This is a genomic window from Pseudomonas sp. OV546 (assembly GCF_900116845.1).
Taxonomy (GTDB): domain Bacteria; phylum Pseudomonadota; class Gammaproteobacteria; order Pseudomonadales; family Pseudomonadaceae; genus Aquipseudomonas; species Aquipseudomonas petroselini.
The window spans coordinates 45754-64270 of record NZ_FPCE01000004.1 but is presented as its reverse complement, the minus strand read 5'-3'; the positions used below and the strand labels follow the sequence as shown (position 1 = coordinate 64270).

General features: G+C 62.7%; 12 protein-coding genes. 9 read left to right on the top strand and 3 right to left on the bottom strand.

What is annotated here, in order from left to right; genetic code table 11:
* Positions 1 to 874: 874 nt before the first annotated feature.
* Positions 875 to 2545, bottom strand: a complete 1671-nt coding sequence (locus tag BM403_RS10755; protein ID WP_093542759.1) for a response regulator — start codon at positions 2543 to 2545, stop codon at positions 875 to 877.
* 388 nt (positions 2546 to 2933) lie between these two features.
* Between BM403_RS10755 and BM403_RS10750 the strand changes: the two genes are divergently transcribed.
* The 5 genes from BM403_RS10750 to BM403_RS10730 all read left to right on the top strand — a co-directional run bounded on the left by BM403_RS10750 (position 2934) and on the right by BM403_RS10730 (position 8041).
* A complete protein-coding gene (locus tag BM403_RS10750) occupies positions 2934 to 3911 on the top strand; it encodes a DUF2333 family protein (RefSeq protein WP_370636181.1) in 978 nt (325 codons plus the stop codon).
* Positions 3912 to 3913: 2 nt separating this feature from the next.
* Positions 3914 to 4450, top strand: coding sequence for an NUDIX hydrolase (locus tag BM403_RS10745; protein ID WP_012722003.1), 537 nt, complete (start codon positions 3914 to 3916; stop codon positions 4448 to 4450).
* 194 nt (positions 4451 to 4644) lie between these two features.
* Complete coding sequence (locus tag BM403_RS10740) at positions 4645 to 5016, top strand: translation initiation factor Sui1 (protein WP_012722004.1); 372 nt, start codon at positions 4645 to 4647, stop codon at positions 5014 to 5016.
* A gap of 143 nt (positions 5017 to 5159) precedes the next feature.
* A complete protein-coding gene (speA, locus tag BM403_RS10735) occupies positions 5160 to 7073 on the top strand; it encodes an arginine decarboxylase (protein ID WP_012722005.1) in 1914 nt (637 codons plus the stop codon).
* 74 nt (positions 7074 to 7147) lie between these two features.
* Positions 7148 to 8041 (top strand): alpha/beta hydrolase, encoded by an 894-nt coding sequence (locus tag BM403_RS10730; RefSeq protein ID WP_093542757.1) that lies wholly within the window; start codon positions 7148 to 7150, stop codon positions 8039 to 8041.
* Here BM403_RS10730 and BM403_RS10725 read toward each other — a convergent pair.
* Positions 7986 to 9323 carry an MATE family efflux transporter gene (locus BM403_RS10725; protein WP_093542755.1) on the bottom strand — a complete coding sequence of 446 codons (1338 nt, stop codon included), beginning with the start codon at positions 9321 to 9323 and terminating at the stop codon, positions 7986 to 7988. The genes BM403_RS10730 and BM403_RS10725 overlap by 56 nt on opposite strands.
* Positions 9324 to 9622: 299 nt before the next feature.
* Between BM403_RS10725 and BM403_RS10720 the strand changes: the two genes are divergently transcribed.
* A complete protein-coding gene (locus BM403_RS10720; RefSeq protein WP_093542753.1) occupies positions 9623 to 14521 on the top strand; it encodes an alpha-2-macroglobulin in 4899 nt (1632 codons plus the stop codon).
* Between the two features lie 77 nt (positions 14522 to 14598).
* Here the strand turns inward: BM403_RS10720 and BM403_RS10715 are convergent, their stop codons facing one another.
* Positions 14599 to 14892, bottom strand: a complete 294-nt coding sequence (locus BM403_RS10715; RefSeq protein WP_012722009.1) for a hypothetical protein — start codon at positions 14890 to 14892, stop codon at positions 14599 to 14601.
* Between the two features lie 90 nt (positions 14893 to 14982).
* On the opposite strand from BM403_RS10715, the gene pbpC reads away from it, so the two are divergent.
* From pbpC to BM403_RS10700, 3 genes are all read left to right on the top strand, one after another.
* Positions 14983 to 17313 (top strand): peptidoglycan glycosyltransferase PbpC, encoded by a 2331-nt coding sequence (gene pbpC / locus BM403_RS10710; RefSeq protein ID WP_046033977.1) that lies wholly within the window; start codon positions 14983 to 14985, stop codon positions 17311 to 17313.
* A 146-nt stretch (positions 17314 to 17459) separates the two neighbouring features.
* Positions 17460 to 17765, top strand: coding sequence for a MazG-like family protein (locus BM403_RS10705; protein ID WP_093542751.1), 306 nt, complete (start codon positions 17460 to 17462; stop codon positions 17763 to 17765).
* A complete protein-coding gene (locus BM403_RS10700; protein ID WP_012722012.1) occupies positions 17762 to 18511 on the top strand; it encodes a methyltransferase in 750 nt (249 codons plus the stop codon). Before BM403_RS10705 ends, BM403_RS10700 begins: the two co-directional genes overlap by 4 nt.
* The last annotated feature ends 6 nt before the right edge of the window (positions 18512 to 18517 follow it).

Genomic DNA, 18517 nt, shown 5'->3' with positions numbered 1-18517 from the left:
TTCAGGCGGGTGCGGGCGGCCAGGTCAGCGCGTTGCTGGATTTGTTCGCGGGTGCGCTTGAGTTCAGCGGGATAGCGGGTCAGCAGGCTGTTGAGTTCGCGCTTGAGGTCGACGCCGGTGTCCTGGGCTTCGGCTTTTTCACTGTTTTCCAAGCCCATCATGGCGGAGAAATCATCGGCGCCGGATTCGGCACTGGCCTTCACCCCCAGTAAGGGCAGTTGCTCCAACCGGTCGGCCTGGGTGCGGATATTGGCGACTTCGCGCTCCACATCCGTGGCCAATTCCGCGCGCCCGCTGCTCACCAGTTTGTCGCGGGCCAGGGACAGCTTGGCCAGGTGCTGGGATGCCGCCAGCAGTGGGGGCAAGTAACGCGCAGCTTCGGCAGAATTCACGCCGCTGGCGTATTGGCTCAGTTGCTCCAGGTTCGCGCCCAATTCGCGCTCGGCCTGCAGCAGCAAGGCTTGTGGGTCGCCAGCCAGCTTGCCGGCAGCCAGCAAGTCGGTTTTGCTGAACGCATCCAGGTCGACCAGGCTGGGGCGCAGGTTTTGTGCGAGGTCCGCAGGCAGTTCATCCAGATGCTGCAACAGGCTTTCCAGGCTCTGGCCGGCGCTGCTCAGGCGCAAGGCATCGCCACTGGCCAGGTAGTCGTCGATGTTGCGTGCAGCCTGGTTCTGGAAGGTCTGCGACAGGCCCAGGTAACGTTCCATCAGCAGATAAGGCCGCTCCAGCGCCCGTTGCGACCACCACAGCGTCGCCCCCAGCGCCAGGCACACGGCCACCAGAAGAAGGGTATTGAGATTGGTCAGCAGCTTCAGGCGCATGCGTGGTATCAACCGACAGCAAAAGATAAGTGCCTGAAGTTATTGCGTTTGCGTTACAGCGTTATGACCGAATCAGTGGATTCCGGTGAAAAGATGGCACTTTGCTTTGATGCGCGCGCAGCCTGCACGCGGTTGCGCCCGGCGTGCTTGGCGCGGTACAGCGCCTCGTCGGCCTGGGCGGCCATCATCAGGCTGTCGGAGCCGTCGCACAGCTCCACCAGCCCGGCGCTGAACGTGCACCATAAATCCTGCGGTTGGGCCGGGTAGTGGATTTCGGCAAAGCGGCCACGGATTTCATCCAGCACCTTGCAGGCCGATTCCAAGTCGGTGTCCGGCATCACAATGGCGAACTCTTCGCCGCCGTAGCGCCCGATGTAGTCGGTCTTGCGCAGGCGCTGCTTGAGAAACAGCGCCAGGCTTTTGATCACGCGGTCACCCATGGGGTGGCCGTGGCTGTCATTGACCCGCTTGAAGTGGTCGATATCCAGCATGGCAAAGCTCAGCGGCTTGTTCTCGCGGCGTGCGCGGAAGCTGCAGTCTTCAAGCAGTTGCAGGATGTGGGTGTGGTTGTACAGGCCGGTCAGGCTGTCGCGCACCATCCGTGCCTTGAGGTTGCGTGCGCGAGCGGCGCGGTTGCGCACGGTGGTGATCAGGTGGCGCGGCTTGATCGGCTTGGTGAGGAAGTCGTCGCCGCCTTCGCTCATGGCGTCCAGTTGTTTATCCAGGTCGTCCTCGGCCGACAGGTAGATGATCGGTACGCTGACATAACGGTCGTTATGGCGGATCACCTTGGCCAGTTCGGTACCGGTACAGGCGGGCATATACATGTCGAGGATGATCAGGTCGGGCTGGAAGTCCGCCAGCTCAGCCATGGCCTGGATCGGTTCGATCAGCGTGCGGGTGACGATACCGGCGCTGTTGAGCAGCCGCTCGGTGTGCAGCGCCTGGGCCCGCGAATCGTCGATGATCAGCACCTTATACGGCTCGTACTGGGCGACGCAGGTCAGCACTTCGATTTTTTCCAACAGGCTTGAAGCTTCCAGCGTCCCGGTCAGGAACTCCTGGCCCCCGGCGCGCACGGCGGCCAGCCGGGTAGGGGTGTCGGTCTCGTGCAGGCTGAAGAACAGCAGCGGCAGTTTGTGCTCCAGGCCTTCCTGGGCTTCGGCGGCGAGTTTGAGGCCCAGGCCGGTGCCGCAGAAATCCACGTCCATCACAATCGCCGAAGGCAGGCGCTCGGCCATCGCCGCGCGAAACGCGGCCACGCTGTCGAGGGATTGGGCGCTCAAACCGAAGAATTCCAGCTGCTTGGCCAGCCGCTCGGCGCGGTCGTGATCGGCCAGCATGACGTAGATCGGCTTGCGCATCGGCGGCAGGAAGGTTTGTTCCAGCTGGTCACCCTGGCGCAGGCCGGTGCGGGACAGGCGCTGCATCAAGCGATTGAGTTCGGTGATCAGGTGGCTGCTGAGGCGCCCACGGTTCTCGTCGACTGCCTTGAGGGAGTCGCCGATGTGTTGCGCCAGCTGGCGGTGTTCCGGTTGTTCGAAGCGCTCGGCAAACCGCAGCAGGCGCAAATTGGCCTCGCTGAGTTCGGAAAGGTCGGTGCCGGACCACTCGCTGCGTTGCAGGCGCTGCCAGATCTCAAGAATTTGACGTGCCTGATGAATTACCCGCTGGGCAAAATGCTGCTTGAGACGCTCACGGCTGGGGTCTTCTGGCTCGGTCATATCCTGACTACTAGTTAGGGTGCATGCTGAGGTCGACTGATGGCTCTATGCTAGCACCTCTTTTCCTTGGGATGAGTGTCATGCATCAATAAACTGTGTGTTCCGGGTATTCAGTTGCTGACCCGGTGGTCGCGCAGCGTAAAAAGCGTGCATCCTTTATAGTCGAATACCCTCTGTGCGCCAGTTTGGTGAAAAGCCCCGCACGCGCGGGCACGATGGGGTAGGGTTGTGGTCGGAGTGTTTGAACGCACGCCATCAATTCAAGTGCATGAACTCAAGTGATTGAAAGGATATCGCCATGCTGGACTGGAAAAACCGTGCAGGCAGTGCCAAAGGCCCCGCCCCTGAGCCCAAGTCGGCCAACCGCAGTTATCTTCGTACCGTGCTGATGAGCCGTGCCGTGCTCAGCGTGCTCGGCCTGTACCTGCTGGTCACCGGCGCCTTGGGATGGTACTGGAGCGAAGAGCCGGCACTGTTTCCGGTCCAGCAGAACGCGCAGATTGCCGCCGAAAAAGACGGCAAGCAGATGGTGGTGGGCTTTACCACCGTCGAAACCCTCAAGACCGTGGTCGGCACCTTGCTGAACAAGCCCGGCGGCTACATTTCCAACGACCGTTTCCCGCCAGGCCTGTGGATGGACAACATGCCGAGCTGGGAATATGGCGTGCTGGTGCAGGTACGCGACCTGACCCGCGCCCTGCGTAAAGACTTCGCCCGCTCGCAGTCGCAGTCGGCCGAAGACGCCGATCTGGCCAAGGCCGAGCCGCGCTTTAACTTCGACAACAAGAGCTGGGTGCTGCCATCCAGTGAATCGGAATACCAGGAAGGCATCAATTCCCTGAGCCGCTATGAAGCGCGCTTGTCCGACCCGAACCAACGCGGCGCACTGTTCTACGCGCGTGCCGATAACCTGAACAACTGGCTGGGCGATGTCGCCACCCGCCTGGGCTCGCTGTCGCAACGCCTGTCGGCCAGTGTCGGCCGGGTAAAACTCAACACCGCACTGAAAACCGAAGCCTTGGCTCCGGGTGAAGTGCCGCAGGTCGATGAAGAAGTGGTGGAAACCCCATGGATGCAGATCGACAACGTGTTCTACGAAGCACGCGGCCAGGCCTGGGCCCTGTCGCACCTGTTGCGCGCCATCGAAGTCGACTTTGCCGACGTGCTGGCCAAGAAGAACGCCACTGTCAGCGTGCGCCAGATCATTCGTGAGCTGGAGGCCTCGCAAGAGCCGGTGTGGAGCCCAATGATCCTTAACGGCAGCGGCTTTGGCGTATTGGCCAACCACTCGTTGGTGATGGCCAACTACATTTCCCGGGCTAACGCTGCGGTGATCGATTTGCGTCAGCTGCTCAACCAAGGTTGATGATGGACGCTACTCAAAAGGAGGCCGCCCACCGCGCGGCTTCCGATGCCGAACTGATCTGCTGGGTCGATGAGCAGGACACTCTGCTCGGCAGTCTTGTCAGGGCCGATCTGCGCCAGCGCGGGTTGATCGGCCGTTGCACCTTTATCTTCCTGTTCAATTCGGCCGGTGAGCTGTGTGTGCACCGGCGCACCCTGAGCAAAGCCATGTATCCCGGTTTCTGGGACACGGCGGCGGGTGGGATGGTAGCGGCGGGTGAATCCTATGCCGTGTCTGCTGCCCGAGAGCTGGAAGAAGAGTTGGGTGTCGGCGGGGTGGAATTGGTCGAACATGACCATTTCTACTTCGAAGATGGCGACAGCCGGCTCTGGTGCAAATCCTACTCGGCAGTCTGGGATGGGCCGCTGCGCCTGCAGCCGGAAGAGGTCATGGAAGCGCGCTTTTTGCCTATAGGCACTGTCCTGCAGGAGGCCGAACAAAAGCCTTACTGCCCAGACGCCCAAGAGGGGCTGCGACGTTATCTGGCCTCACGTCGCTAAAGTTGCATAAATTGGCGCCATTTGGCTCTTAGCAAGTCGGCTTTTTGTGGTTACACTGCGCGACTTTTCACCCGAACCACCCTGGTGCTTCGGTAGCGCTGCCCCTGCCTGAGTGGGGCTTCGCGGTTGGTGACTCGCCTCTTTTAACCAGAGCCGAGCGCTGGCCAGTCTTTGTCCTCCCAAGAGGATTGCCGGTGGCCAAAAAAGCCGCATCCTTCGCCGCCCTTGGTGGCCTGGTATTTTCCACCGATGCAGGTCGACACTGCCCGGACTGTCGTCAGCCCGTGGATTCGTGTACCTGCAAACAGACCCTGATCCCTGAAGGCGACGGTATTGCCCGCGTGCGCCGCGAAAGCAAAGGCCGTGGCGGCAAGACGGTGACCACCATCACCGGCGTGCCGTTGGCCGAAGAGGCGCTGAAGGAACTGGCCACCACGCTGAAAAAGCGCTGTGGCACCGGTGGCGCGTTGAAAGACGGGGTCATCGAGATCCAGGGCGATCACGTCGAGTTGCTGTTGGCCGAGCTGATCAAGCTCGGGTACAAGGCCAAGAAGTCCGGCGGCTGAAAGCCTCTTCCCAACCTGTGTCTAAACTCTGTCCTGCGCGTGGGGTCTACCTTGCTTGCAGGCAAATCGTCATTTTCATTCTTTAGACTGCGCCAGCCTCGAACCAGGGGCGGTGCCTTCGACTTCATATATAGGGGACTTCGATGTCCGTACGACGCACACGCAAAGACGATGGCAGCCAATGGACAGTTGCGGACAGCCGCAGTGTTTACGGGATTCGCCATTGGGGGGCCGGTTATTTCGCGATCAATGAAGCCGGTCGCGTAGAAGTTCGTCCGAACGGTCCGAACAGTACGCCCGTCGACTTGTACGAGCAGGTCGATGAACTGCGTAAAAGCGGCCTGTCCCTGCCGTTGCTGGTGCGCTTTCCTGACATCCTGCAAGATCGCGTACGCCAATTGACCGGTGCCTTCGATTCGAATATCGAGCGCCTCGAGTACCAGAGCAAGTACACCGCGCTGTACCCGATCAAAGTGAACCAGCAGGAAGCGGTGATCGAGAACATCATCGCCACCCAGAACGTGTCCATCGGCCTGGAAGCTGGCTCCAAGCCTGAGCTGCTGGCGGTATTGGCCCTGGCGCCGAAGGGCGGCACTATCGTCTGCAACGGTTACAAGGACCGTGAGTTCATCCGCCTCGCGCTGATGGGCCAGAAGCTCGGCCACAATGTGTTCATCGTGATCGAGAAAGAATCTGAAGTTGAGCTGGTGATCGAAGAGGCTGCCAGCCTTAAGGTCAAGCCCCAGGTCGGCCTGCGCGTGCGCTTGTCGTCGCTGGCGTCGAGCAAGTGGGCGGACACCGGTGGCGAGAAGTCCAAGTTCGGTCTGTCGGCGGCGCAGTTGCTGTCCGTGGTCGAGCGCTTCCGCGCGGCGGGCCTGGACCAGGGCATTCGCCTGCTGCACTTCCACATGGGTTCGCAGATCGCCAACCTGGCCGACTACCAGCACGGTTTCAAGGAAGCCATCCGTTACTACGGCGAACTGCGCAACCTCGGCCTGCCAGTGGACCACATCGACGTGGGCGGTGGCCTGGGCGTGGACTACGACGGTACTCACTCGCGTAACGCCAGCTCGATCAACTACGACATGGACGACTACGCCGGCGTGGTCGTGGGCATGCTCAAGGAGTTCTGCGACGCGCAGAGCCTGCCGCACCCGAACATCTTCTCCGAAAGCGGCCGTTCCCTGACCGCGCACCACGCCATGCTGGTGGTGCAGGTGACCGACGTCGAGAAACACAACGACGAAATCCCGGTCATCGAAAACAAGGAAAGCCTGCCGGAAACCGTGCAATGGCTGGTAGACCTGCTGGGCCCGACCGACATCGAGATGGTCACCGAAACCTACTGGCGCGCCACCCACTACATGAGCGATGTGGCCACCCAGTACGCCGACGGCAAACTGACCCTGGCCGAAAAAGCCCTGGCCGAGCAGTGCTACTTCGCCGTGTGCCGCCGCCTGCACAACTCGTTGAAAGCCCGCCAGCGCTCGCACCGCCAGGTGCTGGATGAACTCAACGACAAGCTGGCCGACAAGTACATCTGCAATTTCTCGGTGTTCCAGAGCTTGCCGGACACCTGGGCCATCGGCCAGGTACTGCCGATCCTGCCGCTGCACCGCCTCGACGAAGAGCCGCTGCGCCGTGCCGTGCTGCAAGACCTGACCTGCGACTCGGACGGCAAGATCAAGCAGTACGTCGACGAGCAAAGCATCGAAACCAGCTTGCCGGTACACGGCTTGAACGAAGGTGAAGACTACTTGCTGGGTATCTTCCTGGTGGGGGCTTACCAGGAAATCCTGGGGGACATGCACAACCTGTTCGGCGACACCGACTCGGTGAATATCTACCAGCGTGAAGATGGTTCGGTGTACAGCGCCGGGATCGAGACGCACGACACCATCGAAGACATGCTGCGCTATGTGCATTTGTCGCCGGAAGAGCTGATGACGCATTACCGTGACAAGTGTGCGAGCGCGAAGATCAGTGCGGCGGAGCGTACGCAGTTCTTGGATGCCTTGCGTCTGGGGCTGACGCGTTCGTCCTACCTGTCCTCGTAAAAAATCTGGGAGGGGGCTTGCCCCCTCCTACTTTTGACGCAGTGCTAATCCTGAAATTGTCTGAGGGCTGAGCAATGTTGAGTCAATGGCTGCAAGTGCTCACGCTGGCAATGGCAGCATTCTTGGCCGCCTGCTCCCCGATCAAAGTCCTCAACGCCCTCACCCCTTCCAATACCTTCACCAAAACCGCTGCCATCGCCTACGGCGATGATTCCCGCCAGAAACTCGATGTCTACCGGCCTGCGCCTGCTAGCTCCAACGCGCCGGTGGTGGTTTTTTTCTACGGCGGCAGCTGGAACAGCGGCTCCAGGGATGACTACGGTTTCGTCGGCGAAGCCCTGGCTTCACGTGGCATTGTCGTGGTGATTGCCGATTACCGGCTCTACCCTCAAGTGCGCTACCCCGCGTTTCTCCAGGATGGCGCCCGAGCGGTGGCCTGGACCCATCAGCACATCGCCGACTACGGCGGTGACCCGCAGCGGCTCTACCTGATGGGCCACAGCTCCGGTGCGTACAATGCTGCGATGCTCGCGCTGGACGCGCGATGGCTTGAGCACGTGAACCTGTCACCGTCGATGCTCAAGGGCTGGATCGGCCTGGCCGGGCCTTATGACTTCCTGCCGATTGAAAACCCGGAGGTAAAACCGGTGTTTTTCTTCCCCGATTCACCGCCCGATTCCCAGCCGATCAACCACGTCAGCGCCGGCGCACCGCCGAGCCTGTTGATGGCGTCGACCGACGACAAGCTGGTCAACCCCTCGCGTAATACCGGCGGCCTGGCCAACACGTTGCGGGCGGCGGGCGTGCCGGTTGAAACCTTCTACTTCGGCAAGACCAATCACCAGACGCTGGTGGCCGCGCTCTCCAAGCCGCTGCGCTGGCTGGCACCGGTACTGGATCGGGTCACGGCGTTTATCCAAGCCACTGATCCTGCCGGTTCAATCGCCAGGCAATCGCCCACAAAGTGAGGCTGCGCAGGGCCATGAACAGCAGGAAGGTTATCCACAGGCCGTGATTCCCCAAACCCTGCAACGCCCACGCGATTGGCAACGTCAGCAACAGGGTCAGCAGCATGCCGTTGCGCATTTCCCGTGCGCGGGTCGCACCGATGAACAAGCCGTCCAGCAAGTAACTCCACACCGCAATCAACGGCAGTAGCGCCAGATAGGGCAAGTAGATGTCGGCGGTTTCGCGCACGCTGGGAATATCGGTCTGCATGGCGATAAACAGGTGGCCGGCGAAGGTGAACAGCACGGCAAAACCAACGCTGGCGATCAGTGACCAACCGCCGGCCACCACCAGCGAGCGGCGCAGGGATGGGCGGTCGTGGGCGCCGATCGCGTGACCGCACAGGGCTTCGACCGCGTGGGCCAGTCCATCCAGGGCGTGGGCCGTCAGTAACAGGCCGTTGAGCAATAGCGCGTTGGCCGCCACGGTAGCGTCGCCAAGGCGTGCGCCTTGCACCGTGATCATGAAAAACACCGATTGCAGCGCGAGGCTGCGGATGAAAATGTCGCGGTTGACCGCCAGCAGCGGGCGCCAGCTCTCCCAGCGTTTCAACGCCGCCCAGGCGATATGGCCGGGGTAGGCGCGCAGGGCTTTTTGCGTAAGCGCCAGGCCGAGCAGGGCGCCGGCCCATTCGGCGACAACTGACGCGCGCGCCGAACCGACCACACCCCAATCCAGGCCAAGGACGAACCACAGGTTGAGGGCGATGTTGACCAGGTTGGTGGTCAGCAGGATCGCCAAGGGCGCGCGGGCGTTCTGCGTGCCGAGGAACCAGCCGACCAGTGCGTAGCTGGCCAACGCGGCGGGCAGGCCGAACAGGCGGGTGTGGAAGAAGTCCTGGGTCAGTTGATTCAGTTCGGGAGAGGGTTGCATCCATTCCAGGGCCAGATGGCTCAGGGGGATGCCCACTGTGCCTAATAGCATCGCCAGGCCCAGCGCCAGCAGCAGGCCTTGCAGCAGGATTTGCCGCAGTGCGGCGCCATCGTTGCGCCCGGCGGCTTGCGCGGCAAAGCCGGTGGAACCCATGCGCAGGAAGCCCATGGCCCAGGCAAGAAAGGTATACAGGCTGGCTCCGACCGCCACGGCGCCCAGTTGATGGGCATGGGGCAGGTGGCCGATGACCATGCTGTCGACCAGGGCCACCAGGGGTACCGAGATATTCGACAGGATCATCGGCGCAGCCAGGGCCCAGACGCGGCGGTGGGTGGGGCGGTGGCGCCAGTCAGTGAGTAGGGTGTGCATGCGGGCTCCTTCAGAGGAGCGGCATTGTAACGGGCCCTTAATGTCACTGCAGAACCAATGTGGGAGGGGGCTCGCCCCCGATGGCAGTCTGTCAGTGGGTGAATCTGGAGCTGACCCACCGCCATCGGGGGCAAGCCCCCTCCCACATTTGGATCGTCAGCGTTTGTGGGATTTGGCTCCGCTCGCGTTCCCTCAAGAACCAAACCACCCTCCGTCGGTCAATGTGACCGGCACCTCATCGACCCCACTCGGGCTGATATATAGTTCACCCCTCGGATCCCTCTCACGACGAGTTCCCCATGCTTAACAAAGGACTGTTCCTTGCTTGCGCGCTGGCCCTGCTGAGCGCCTGTGATTCCTCCGATAAACCGGCTGCTCCGACCGCGCCTGCGGCAGCGACGGTTGCCCCCAAGCCGGCCAAGGCCGCCGTGGATGTGGCGGCGCTGAAGCAGCGCTACGCCGGGCGTGAATTGAGCGTGGTGGATGTGTCCGAGGTGCAGCTCGACGGGGCCAGTACCTTGTCGGTGAGCTTTTCCATTCCGTTGGATCCCGATCAGAAATTCGCTGACAAACTTCACTTGGTCGACAGCAAGTCGGGCAAGGTCGATGGTGCCTGGGAAATCTCCGACAACCTGATGGAGCTGCGCCTGCGTCACTTGGAGCCGCAGCGCAAGTTGGTGCTGACGGTTGACCCTGGTGTGAAGGCCGTAAATAACAACCTGCTGCCCGCCGAGTACATCGCCCGCCTGGAAACCCGCGACCTGCAAGCCACCGTCGGTTTCGCCAGCCGTGGCACGCTGCTGCCGACGCGCCTGGCCGAAGGCCTGCCGGTGATCGCGCTGAACGTCGACAAGATCGATGTCGAGTTCTTCCGCATCAAGCCCGAGTCCTTGCCGTCGTTCCTGGCGCAGTGGGGGCGCAACACCAGCCTGCAAAGCTATGAGTCCCGCGAACTGCTGCCGCTGGCCGATTTGGTCTACGGCGGTCGTTTCGACCTGAACCCGGCGCGTAACACCCGCGAAACCCTGTTGCTGCCGATCGCCGGCCTCAAGCAATTGCAGCAGCCGGGCGTGTACCTGGCGGTGATGCGTGCCTCGGGCACCTACAACTATTCCCAACCGGCGACGCTGTTCACCTTGAGTGATATCGGCCTGTCGGTGCACCGCTACGCCAATCGCCTGGACGTGTTTACCCAGGCGCTGGAAGGCGGCAAGGCGCTGGATGGCGTCGACCTCGAAGTGCTCGACGCCGAGGGCCGCGTGCTGGGCCAGGGCAAGACCGAGAAGGGGGGCCACGCTGAGTTGCCTTTGCCGAAAAAGGCCCAGGTGCTGCTCGCCAAGCAGGGCGAACAGACCAGTATGCTGCGCCTCGACAGCGCCGCGCTGGACCTGGCCGAGTTCGACATTGGCGGCCAACCGTCCCACCCGTTGCAGTTCTTTGTCTTTGGTCCGCGCGACCTGTATCGCCCCGGCGAAACCGTGCTGCTCAACGCCTTGCTGCGGGACAAGGATGGCAATGCCGTCAAACCGCAGCCGGTGAGCGTCGAAGTACGTCGCCCGGATGAACAGGTGAGCCGCAAGTTCGTGTGGGATGCCGATGCTTCCGGCCTCTATCAATATCAACTGCAACTGGCCGGCGAAGCACCGACTGGGCGCTGGCAGTTGGTGTTCGACCTGGGTGATGGCAAGCCGCAGTTGTATGAATTCCTTGTCGAAGACTTCTTGCCCGAGCGCCTGGCGCTGGAACTCAAGGGCAGTGACACGCCGTTGAGCCCGGCAGACGACGCGGTGATCCAGGTCAACGGTCGTTACCTGTACGGCGCGCCTGCGTCGGGCAACCGGGTCAGTGGGCAAGTCTATGTGCGGCCGCTGCGCGAAGCGGTCAAGTCGCTGCCCGGTTACCAGTTCGGTTCCGTCACCGAAGAAGAGCTGAGCCAGGATTTCGAGCTGGACGAGAGCGTGCTCGACGCCAAGGGCCAGGAAGCACTGACCCTGGAAAGTAAATGGGCCGAGGCCAAGTCACCGCTGCAACTGATCGTACAGGCCAGTCTGCAAGAGTCGGGCGGGCGGCCGATCACGCGGCGCCTGGTGCAGCCGATCTGGCCGGCCGAGCAACTGCCGGGCCTGCGCGGGTTGTTTGACGGCACGGAAACCAACGGCGATGGCCCGGCGGAATTCGAAGTGCTGCTGGCCAACCAGGACGGGCAGAAACTCGCCGCGCCAAACCTCAAGGTGCGCCTGGTGCGCGAGCGTCGCGATTACTACTGGAACTACTCCGAGAATGATGGCTGGAGCTATCACTTCAACGAGAAATTCCTCAACCTCGACGAACAGACCCTGAACATCAAGGCCGGCGACACCGCCAAGGTCAGCTTCCAGGTGGAGTGGGGCCCTTACCGCGTTGAAGTGGAAGACCCGCAGACCGGCTTGGTCAGCAGTTTGCGTTTCTGGGCCGGCTACCAGGCCCAGGACAACACCGAAGGCGGTGCCGTGCGCCCGGACCAGGTCAAGCTGGCGCTGGATAAACCGGCGTATGGCGATGGCGACACAGCCAACGTCACCGTCACGCCGCCGGCGGCCGGTAAAGGCTACCTGCTGGTGGAGTCTGCCGAGGGGCCGCTGTGGTGGCAGGAAATCGATGTGCCGGCCGAAGGCAAAAGCTTCGCTGTGAAGCTCGACCCGAAATGGTCGCGCCATGACCTGTACGTGAGCGCCTTGGTGATTCGCCCGGGCGAGCGTAAAGCCAATATCACCCCAAAACGTGCAGTAGGCCTGCTGCACCTGCCGCTGGATCGCACCCAACGCAAACTGGGCGTGACCCTCACCGCGCCGGAAAAAATGCGCCCCAAACAACCGCTGACGGTGAAGATCGCTGCTAAAAATGCCGATGGCAGCGTGCCCAAGCAGGTGCATGTGTTGGTGGCGGCGGTGGACGTGGGCATCCTCAATATCACTGAATACCCTACGCCGGACCCGTACTCCAGCCTGTTCGGCCGCAAGGCCTACGGCGTGGACCAATTCGATATCTATGGCCAGTTGATCGAAGCCGGGCAGGGCCGCCTGGCCAGCCTGGCGTTTGGTGGCGACGCGGCGTTGGCCAAGGGCGGCAAGCGCCCTGACACCAGTGTGACCATCGTCGCCCTGCAAAGCGCGCCGGTGACCTTGAATGAGCAAGGCGAGGGCGAAGTCAGCGTCAACATTCCCGACTTCAACGGCGAACTGCGCCTGATGGCCCAGGCCTGGACCGATGATCGCTATGGCATGGCCGAAGCCAAAACGGTGATCGCCGCGCCGCTGATCGCCGAGCTGTCGGCACCGCGCTTCCTCGCCGGGGGGGACCAGACGACATTGGCGCTGGACCTGTCCAACCTGTCGGGCAAGGCGCAGAAGCTGGAGGTGCAACTGAGCGCCGACGGGCAGTTGGAGTTGGTCAACAGTGGCGCGCAAACCGTTGAGCTGAAACCAGGCCAGCGCACCACCCTGCGCATCCCGGTGAAAGCGTGGGGAGGGTTGGGCCAGGGCAAGGTCAAGGTGACGGTGAACGGCCTCGACCTGCCGGGCGAGACCCTGCCGCCGTTTACCCGTGAGTGGACCCTGGGCGTGCGGCCCGCGTACCCGGCGCTGCTCAAGCATTACCGTGCGGTGCTCAAGGATCAGCCATGGACTCTGCCGGTGGGCACCCTGGATCAATTCGATGCCTCGGGGCGCCAGGCGCTGCTGAGCCTGTCGAGCCGGCCACCGCTGAACCTCGGTGCGCAGATCAGTGCACTCAAGGCCTACCCCTACGGTTGCCTGGAGCAGACCGCGAGCGGCCTGTACCCGTCGCTGTATGCCGACGATGCATTGCTCAAGCGCCTGTCGATCAAAGGCGAGTCGGACAGCGAGCGTAAACGCAAGATCGAGCTGGGCATCGAACGCCTGCTGGGCATGCAGCGCTACAACGGCAGCTTCGGTTTGTGGGGCGCTGATGGCGAAGAAGAATACTGGCTGACGGCTTACGTCACCGACTTCCTGCTGCGTGCCCGTGACCAGGGGTTTGCGGTGCCGCCTGAAGCGTTGAAAAAGGCCAGCGAGCGCCTGCTGCGGTATGTGCAGGAGCGTAACCTGATCGACGTCGACTACAGCGATAACGCCGACCACACCCGCTTTGCCGTGCAGGCCTACGCCGGCATGGTGCTGGCGCGCAGTCAGCAGGCGCCGCTGGGGGCGCTGCGCAGCATCTTCGAACGACGCAGCGATGCGCGCTCCGGTTTGCCGCTCGTGCAGTTGGCCATCGCGTTGCAGAAGATGGGCGACCAACCCCGCGCGGACCAAGCCTTGCTCGCCGGGCTGGCGGCACAGCGCAATGCCAATGAATGGCTGGCCGACTACGGCAGCCCGCTGCGGGACCAGGCGATGATCCTGGCGCTGCTGGAAGAGAACGACCTGGCCAAAGGCAAGCGTGAGGAGCGCTTGTTCACCCTGTCGGACCAGTTGGCCGCCAGCCCCTATCTGTCGACCCAGGAGCGTAACGCGCTGTTCCTGGCCGGGCGCCTCGGGTTCGCCAAACCGGATGCGAACTGGCAGGTGTCGCTCACCGGCAGTGGCGGTGTGCAGGAATTGAATAATCAGCAACCGACGCTGGCGTTGGAGGGCAAGTGGCTGTCCAGCGACTTGAGCCTGAGTAATCAGGGTGAGACACCGGTGTACCAGCAACTGACGATCTCGGGTTATCCACAGGTGCCACCCGCGCCTGGCGGTGACAACCTGAGCATCCGTCGCGAATACCTGGGCATGAACGGCCAGCCGCTGAACCTGCGCAGCCTCAACAGCGGTGATCTGGTGCTGGTGCATCTGGCGGTCAGTGCCAAGCAGCGTGTGCCGGATGCCCTTGTGGTGGATTTGCTCCCGGCCGGTTTGGAACTGGAAAACCAGAACCTGGCGCAAAGTGCCGCCAGCCTGGAAAACGCCAGCAGCCAGGTGAAGGAGTGGCGTGAGTCGATGCAGAACGCGTCGCTCAAGCATCAGGAGTTCAGGGACGACCGCTACGTGGCGGCGATCAATCTGGAAGGCTCTGGCACGACGCACCTGCTGTACCTGGCGCGTGCCGTGACACCGGGGACTTACCGCGTACCGCCGCCGCAGGTGGAGTCGATGTACCGGCCGAACTGGCAGGCGGTGGGAGAGACGCCGGCGGATCTGGTGATCAAGGGGCGCTGATATTTAAATGACGGAACTGGGTGCAAATGTGGGAGGGAGCAAGCCCCCTCCCACAGGTGATGTGTGGTGCTTTTGGGTCAGTGGACGACCCAGCTCAGGAGCCACAGGCCCAGCAGCAGCCAGATGATGCCCATGATGATCGAGGCGCGCATGAAGGCACGCACGGCCGAGTACAGCAGCATCAGGCCGATGATCAGGGTAATGATGCTGATGATCGAGGTGTCCATGCCCAACGTGCGGGACAGGCCGTCGATGAAGTTGCCACCGGCGTTGGTCAGGGCACCGAACAGGCCGCTGAGTCCGTCGACGATAAAGCGGATGACGGAACCGAGCGCTTGGCCCAACCATCCGAAAAAGCTTTCTACCTGCATGTGTGTGTCCTGATGAGAGGGTGGGCGTGTCTGTGCCTTTGGTTGTTATTGCAACAGGCTAGTTCCCTATAAGCATAGAGGTTTGCCAGTTTGAGTTTGCGTTTAGTTGCCCGCTGGACCCTGGCCAGCCTTTTGTTGGTGATCGCCTTGCTATGGCTGGCCGACCGCATCTGGCCGTTGCCCCTGCCCCAGGACGATCTGGCGCGGGTGGTGCTGGCTGAGGATGGCACGCCGTTGTGGCGGTTTGCCGATGCCAATGGGGTGTGGCGTTATCCGGTGCAGACCCGCGAGGTGTCGCCGTATTACCTGGAGGCGTTGCTGACCTATGAAGACCGTTGGTTTTACCAGCACCCCGGCGTAAACCCACTGGCGCTGGTACGGGCGACGTGGCAGAACCTCACCGGCACGCGGGTGGTGTCGGGCGGCAGCACCTTGTCGATGCAGGTGGCGCGGTTGTTGGATCCGCATTCGCGCACGTTCCATGGCAAGTTGCGCCAGTTGTGGCGCACGGCGCAGTTGGAATGGCACCTCTCCAAGGCAGAAATCCTTAACCTCTACCTGAACCGCGCACCGTTTGGCGGTACGTTGCAAGGCGTGGCGGCTGCCAGTTGGGCGTATCTGGGTAAATCGCCTTCACAGCTGACCCATGCCGAAGCCGCCTTGCTCGCCGTGCTGCCCCAGGCGCCCAGCCGTTTGCGTCCGGACCGTCACCCGCAACGCGCCCAGGAGGCCCGTGACAAAGTGTTGCGTCGACTCGCCGAGTTCCAGGTGTGGCCGCAAGCTGCCGTCGACGAAGCCCTGGAAGAACCGCTGCTGCTTGCCCCGCGCCTGGAGCCGAGCCTGGCGCCGTTGCTCGCGCGCCGCCTGAACCGCCCCGACAGCCCGCCGCTGATCCGCACCACCCTGGACGCCACCCTGCAACGCCGCCTTGAAGACCTGCTGCTGGGCTGGCGCGCGCGTTTGCCGGAGCACACCTCCGCCGCCATTCTGGTGGTGGAGGAAGAAACCATGGCCGTGCGTGCCTACCTCGGCTCGGTGGACATCAATGATGCCAAGCGCTTTGGCCATGTGGACATGATCAGCGCCCTGCGTTCGCCGGGCTCCACCTTGAAACCTTTCCTCTATGGCATGGCCCTGGACGATGGGCTGATTCACTCCGAATCCCTGTTGCAGGACGTACCCAGGCGTTATGGCGATTACCGGCCGGGCAACTTCTCGATGGGTTTTACCGGTGCGGTGCCGGCGAGCACGGCGCTGTCCAGTTCGCTCAACCTGCCGGCGGTGCAGTTGTTGGAAGCCTATGGGCCGAAGCGGTTTGCCGCCGAGATGCGCATCGGCGGCGTGCCTCTGGCATTGCCCGCATTGGCCGAGCCGAACCTGGCGCTGATCCTGGGCGGCGCAGGCAGTCGCCTCGAAGATCTGGTGAGCGGCTACAGCGCCTTCGCCCGGGACGGCAGGAGCGCCAATATTCGATTACAGCCGGACGATACGCTTAGGGAGCGGCCGTTACTGTCGCCAGGGGCCGCCTGGATTGTGCGGCGCATCCTCAGTGGTCAGGCGCGGCCGGACCGCGACCCACGTGCCGAGTTGGTGCAGCGTCCCGTGCTGGCCTGGAAAACCGGCACCAGCTATGGCTTTCGCGATGCCTGGGCGATTGGCGTCGGCCCGCGTTATTTGATCGGTGTGTGGATCGGCCGACCGGACGGCACACCGGTGCCCGGCCAGTTCGGCCTGGCCTCCGCAGCGCCGTTGATGTTGCAGGTGCACGATGTGCTGACCAACCGCGACAGCCAGCGGGGCATCAGCGCGCCCGTCAAGCCGGTGCCGGCGAATGTCGGCGTGGCGGCGATCTGTTGGCCGTTGGGCCAGCCCATGAGCCGCAGCGACCCCAATTGCCGTCGCCAGCGCTTCGCCTGGACGCTGGACCACACCACGCCGCCGACCTTGCAGGCGCTGGACCAACCGTTGAGCGTGGGCTTGATGGAAAGTGTGTGGGTGAATGCCAAGGGCTTGCGGGTCGACGTCCATTGCCCTGGCGCCGAGCCCAAGACCATCGCCCTGTGGCCCGCGCCTCTGGAGCCCTGGCTGCCCAGGGCCGAGCGCCGCGAAGCGCGCATCCCCGCGGCGGACCCCGATTGCCCGCCACCGGCGCTGGCCGCGTCGTCACCGCTGTCGATTGTCGGTATCCGCGAAGGTGACCAACTGCGCCTGCCTGCCGCCAGTCAACAAGCCCTGCGCCTGAAAATCTCCGCCCTGGGCGGCAGTGGGCGGCGCTGGTGGTTCCTCAACGGTGCGCCCCTGGGCGACAGCGCTAACCAGGACTTCATCAACGCCAGTTTCGAGCGCTTGGGCCGCTATCAACTCAGCGTCCTCGACGAAGCCGGGCAAACTGCCAGGCTTGAGTTCAGCGTCGTTGATTAGATCGCCATCGGGAGCAAGCCCCCTCCCACACTTGGATGTGTTCACCTGCCAAAGGTGGGAGGGGGCTTGCCCCCGATAGCGATCTGAAGGTTCACTTGCCTTCAAGGCCATTCCCCCCGAAGCTATCCACCTTCAGGAGCCCCCGCATGAACCTCGAACACCTCACCGAACGCCTGCACCGCATCCGCGATAACAACGACTGGAAGCGATTCCACAGCCCGAAAAACCTGGCCATGGCCGCCAGCGTCGAAATGGCCGAGTTGGTGGAAATCTTCCAATGGCTGACCGAAGACCAATCGCGCCAGCTCTCTGCCGATAAGCTCGCCCATGCCGGGCAGGAAGTTGGCGATGTCGTGCTGTACCTGCTGTTGCTGTGCAGCGAGTTGGGCCTGGACATGAACGAGGTGGTGCGCGCCAAACTGGCCGACAGCGAACGGCGGTTTGCCCAATGAGTGACCGCCATTTCGACCAGTTGGCCACGCGTTTCGCCGAGAAAATCTACGGCGGTGCCAAAGGGGCGATTCGCCTGGCAGTGCTGCAGGCCGACTTGACCGAAGCCCTGCCCAAGCGCCCCTTGCGTGTACTGGATATCGGTGCGGGGCTGGGCCATATGTCGCTGTGGCTGGCCGAGCAAGGCCACGCGGTCACCCTGGCCGAACCTGCCGAGCCGATGCTCGAAGGCGCCCGCCAACGTTTCGCCGAGGCCGGGCAGACCGCAACTTTTATCCATGCGCCATGGCAAGCGCTGCTGGGCCAGCTCACCGAACCCTACGACGTGGTGCTGTGCCACGCCGTGCTGGAATGGTTGGCCGAACCCCATGCGATCCTGCCGGTGCTGCACCAACTCACGGTCCCCGGCGGCTGGCTGTCGTTGGCGTTCTACAACCGCGATGCGCTGATTTATCGCAACCTGCTCAAAGGCCACTTCCGCAAAATGCGCAAGAACGACATGGCCGGCGAAAAGCAGAGCCTCACGCCGCAACAACCACTCGATCCGCGTGAGTTGGCGGCGCAACTCGTAGACCTTTGGCAGGTCGAAAGCCAAAGTGGTGTGCGGGTATTTCATGACTATATGCCGGTGGAATTCCAGGCCCGCGCGGATTTGCAGGACCTTCTGGAGATGGAACTCGCTCACCGTCGTCACCCAAGCTTTGCCGGACTTGGGCGTTATTTGCACTGGATCTGCCGTCCGGTTTAAGCGGCC

Coding starts and splice junctions, on each gene's coding strand:
- BM403_RS10755 (WP_093542759.1), bottom strand. CDS start 2,545: ATGACCGAGCCAGAAGACCCCAGCCGTGAGCGTCTCAAGCAGCATTTT.
- BM403_RS10750 (WP_370636181.1), top strand. CDS start 2,934: ATGAGCCGTGCCGTGCTCAGCGTGCTCGGCCTGTACCTGCTGGTCACC.
- BM403_RS10745 (WP_012722003.1), top strand. CDS start 3,914: ATGGACGCTACTCAAAAGGAGGCCGCCCACCGCGCGGCTTCCGATGCC.
- speA (WP_012722005.1), top strand. CDS start 5,160: ATGTCCGTACGACGCACACGCAAAGACGATGGCAGCCAATGGACAGTT.
- BM403_RS10730 (WP_093542757.1), top strand. CDS start 7,148: ATGTTGAGTCAATGGCTGCAAGTGCTCACGCTGGCAATGGCAGCATTC.
- BM403_RS10725 (WP_093542755.1), bottom strand. CDS start 9,323: ATGCACACCCTACTCACTGACTGGCGCCACCGCCCCACCCACCGCCGC.
- BM403_RS10720 (WP_093542753.1), top strand. CDS start 9,623: ATGCTTAACAAAGGACTGTTCCTTGCTTGCGCGCTGGCCCTGCTGAGC.
- BM403_RS10715 (WP_012722009.1), bottom strand. CDS start 14,892: ATGCAGGTAGAAAGCTTTTTCGGATGGTTGGGCCAAGCGCTCGGTTCC.
- BM403_RS10705 (WP_093542751.1), top strand. CDS start 17,460: ATGAACCTCGAACACCTCACCGAACGCCTGCACCGCATCCGCGATAAC.
- BM403_RS10700 (WP_012722012.1), top strand. CDS start 17,762: ATGAGTGACCGCCATTTCGACCAGTTGGCCACGCGTTTCGCCGAGAAA.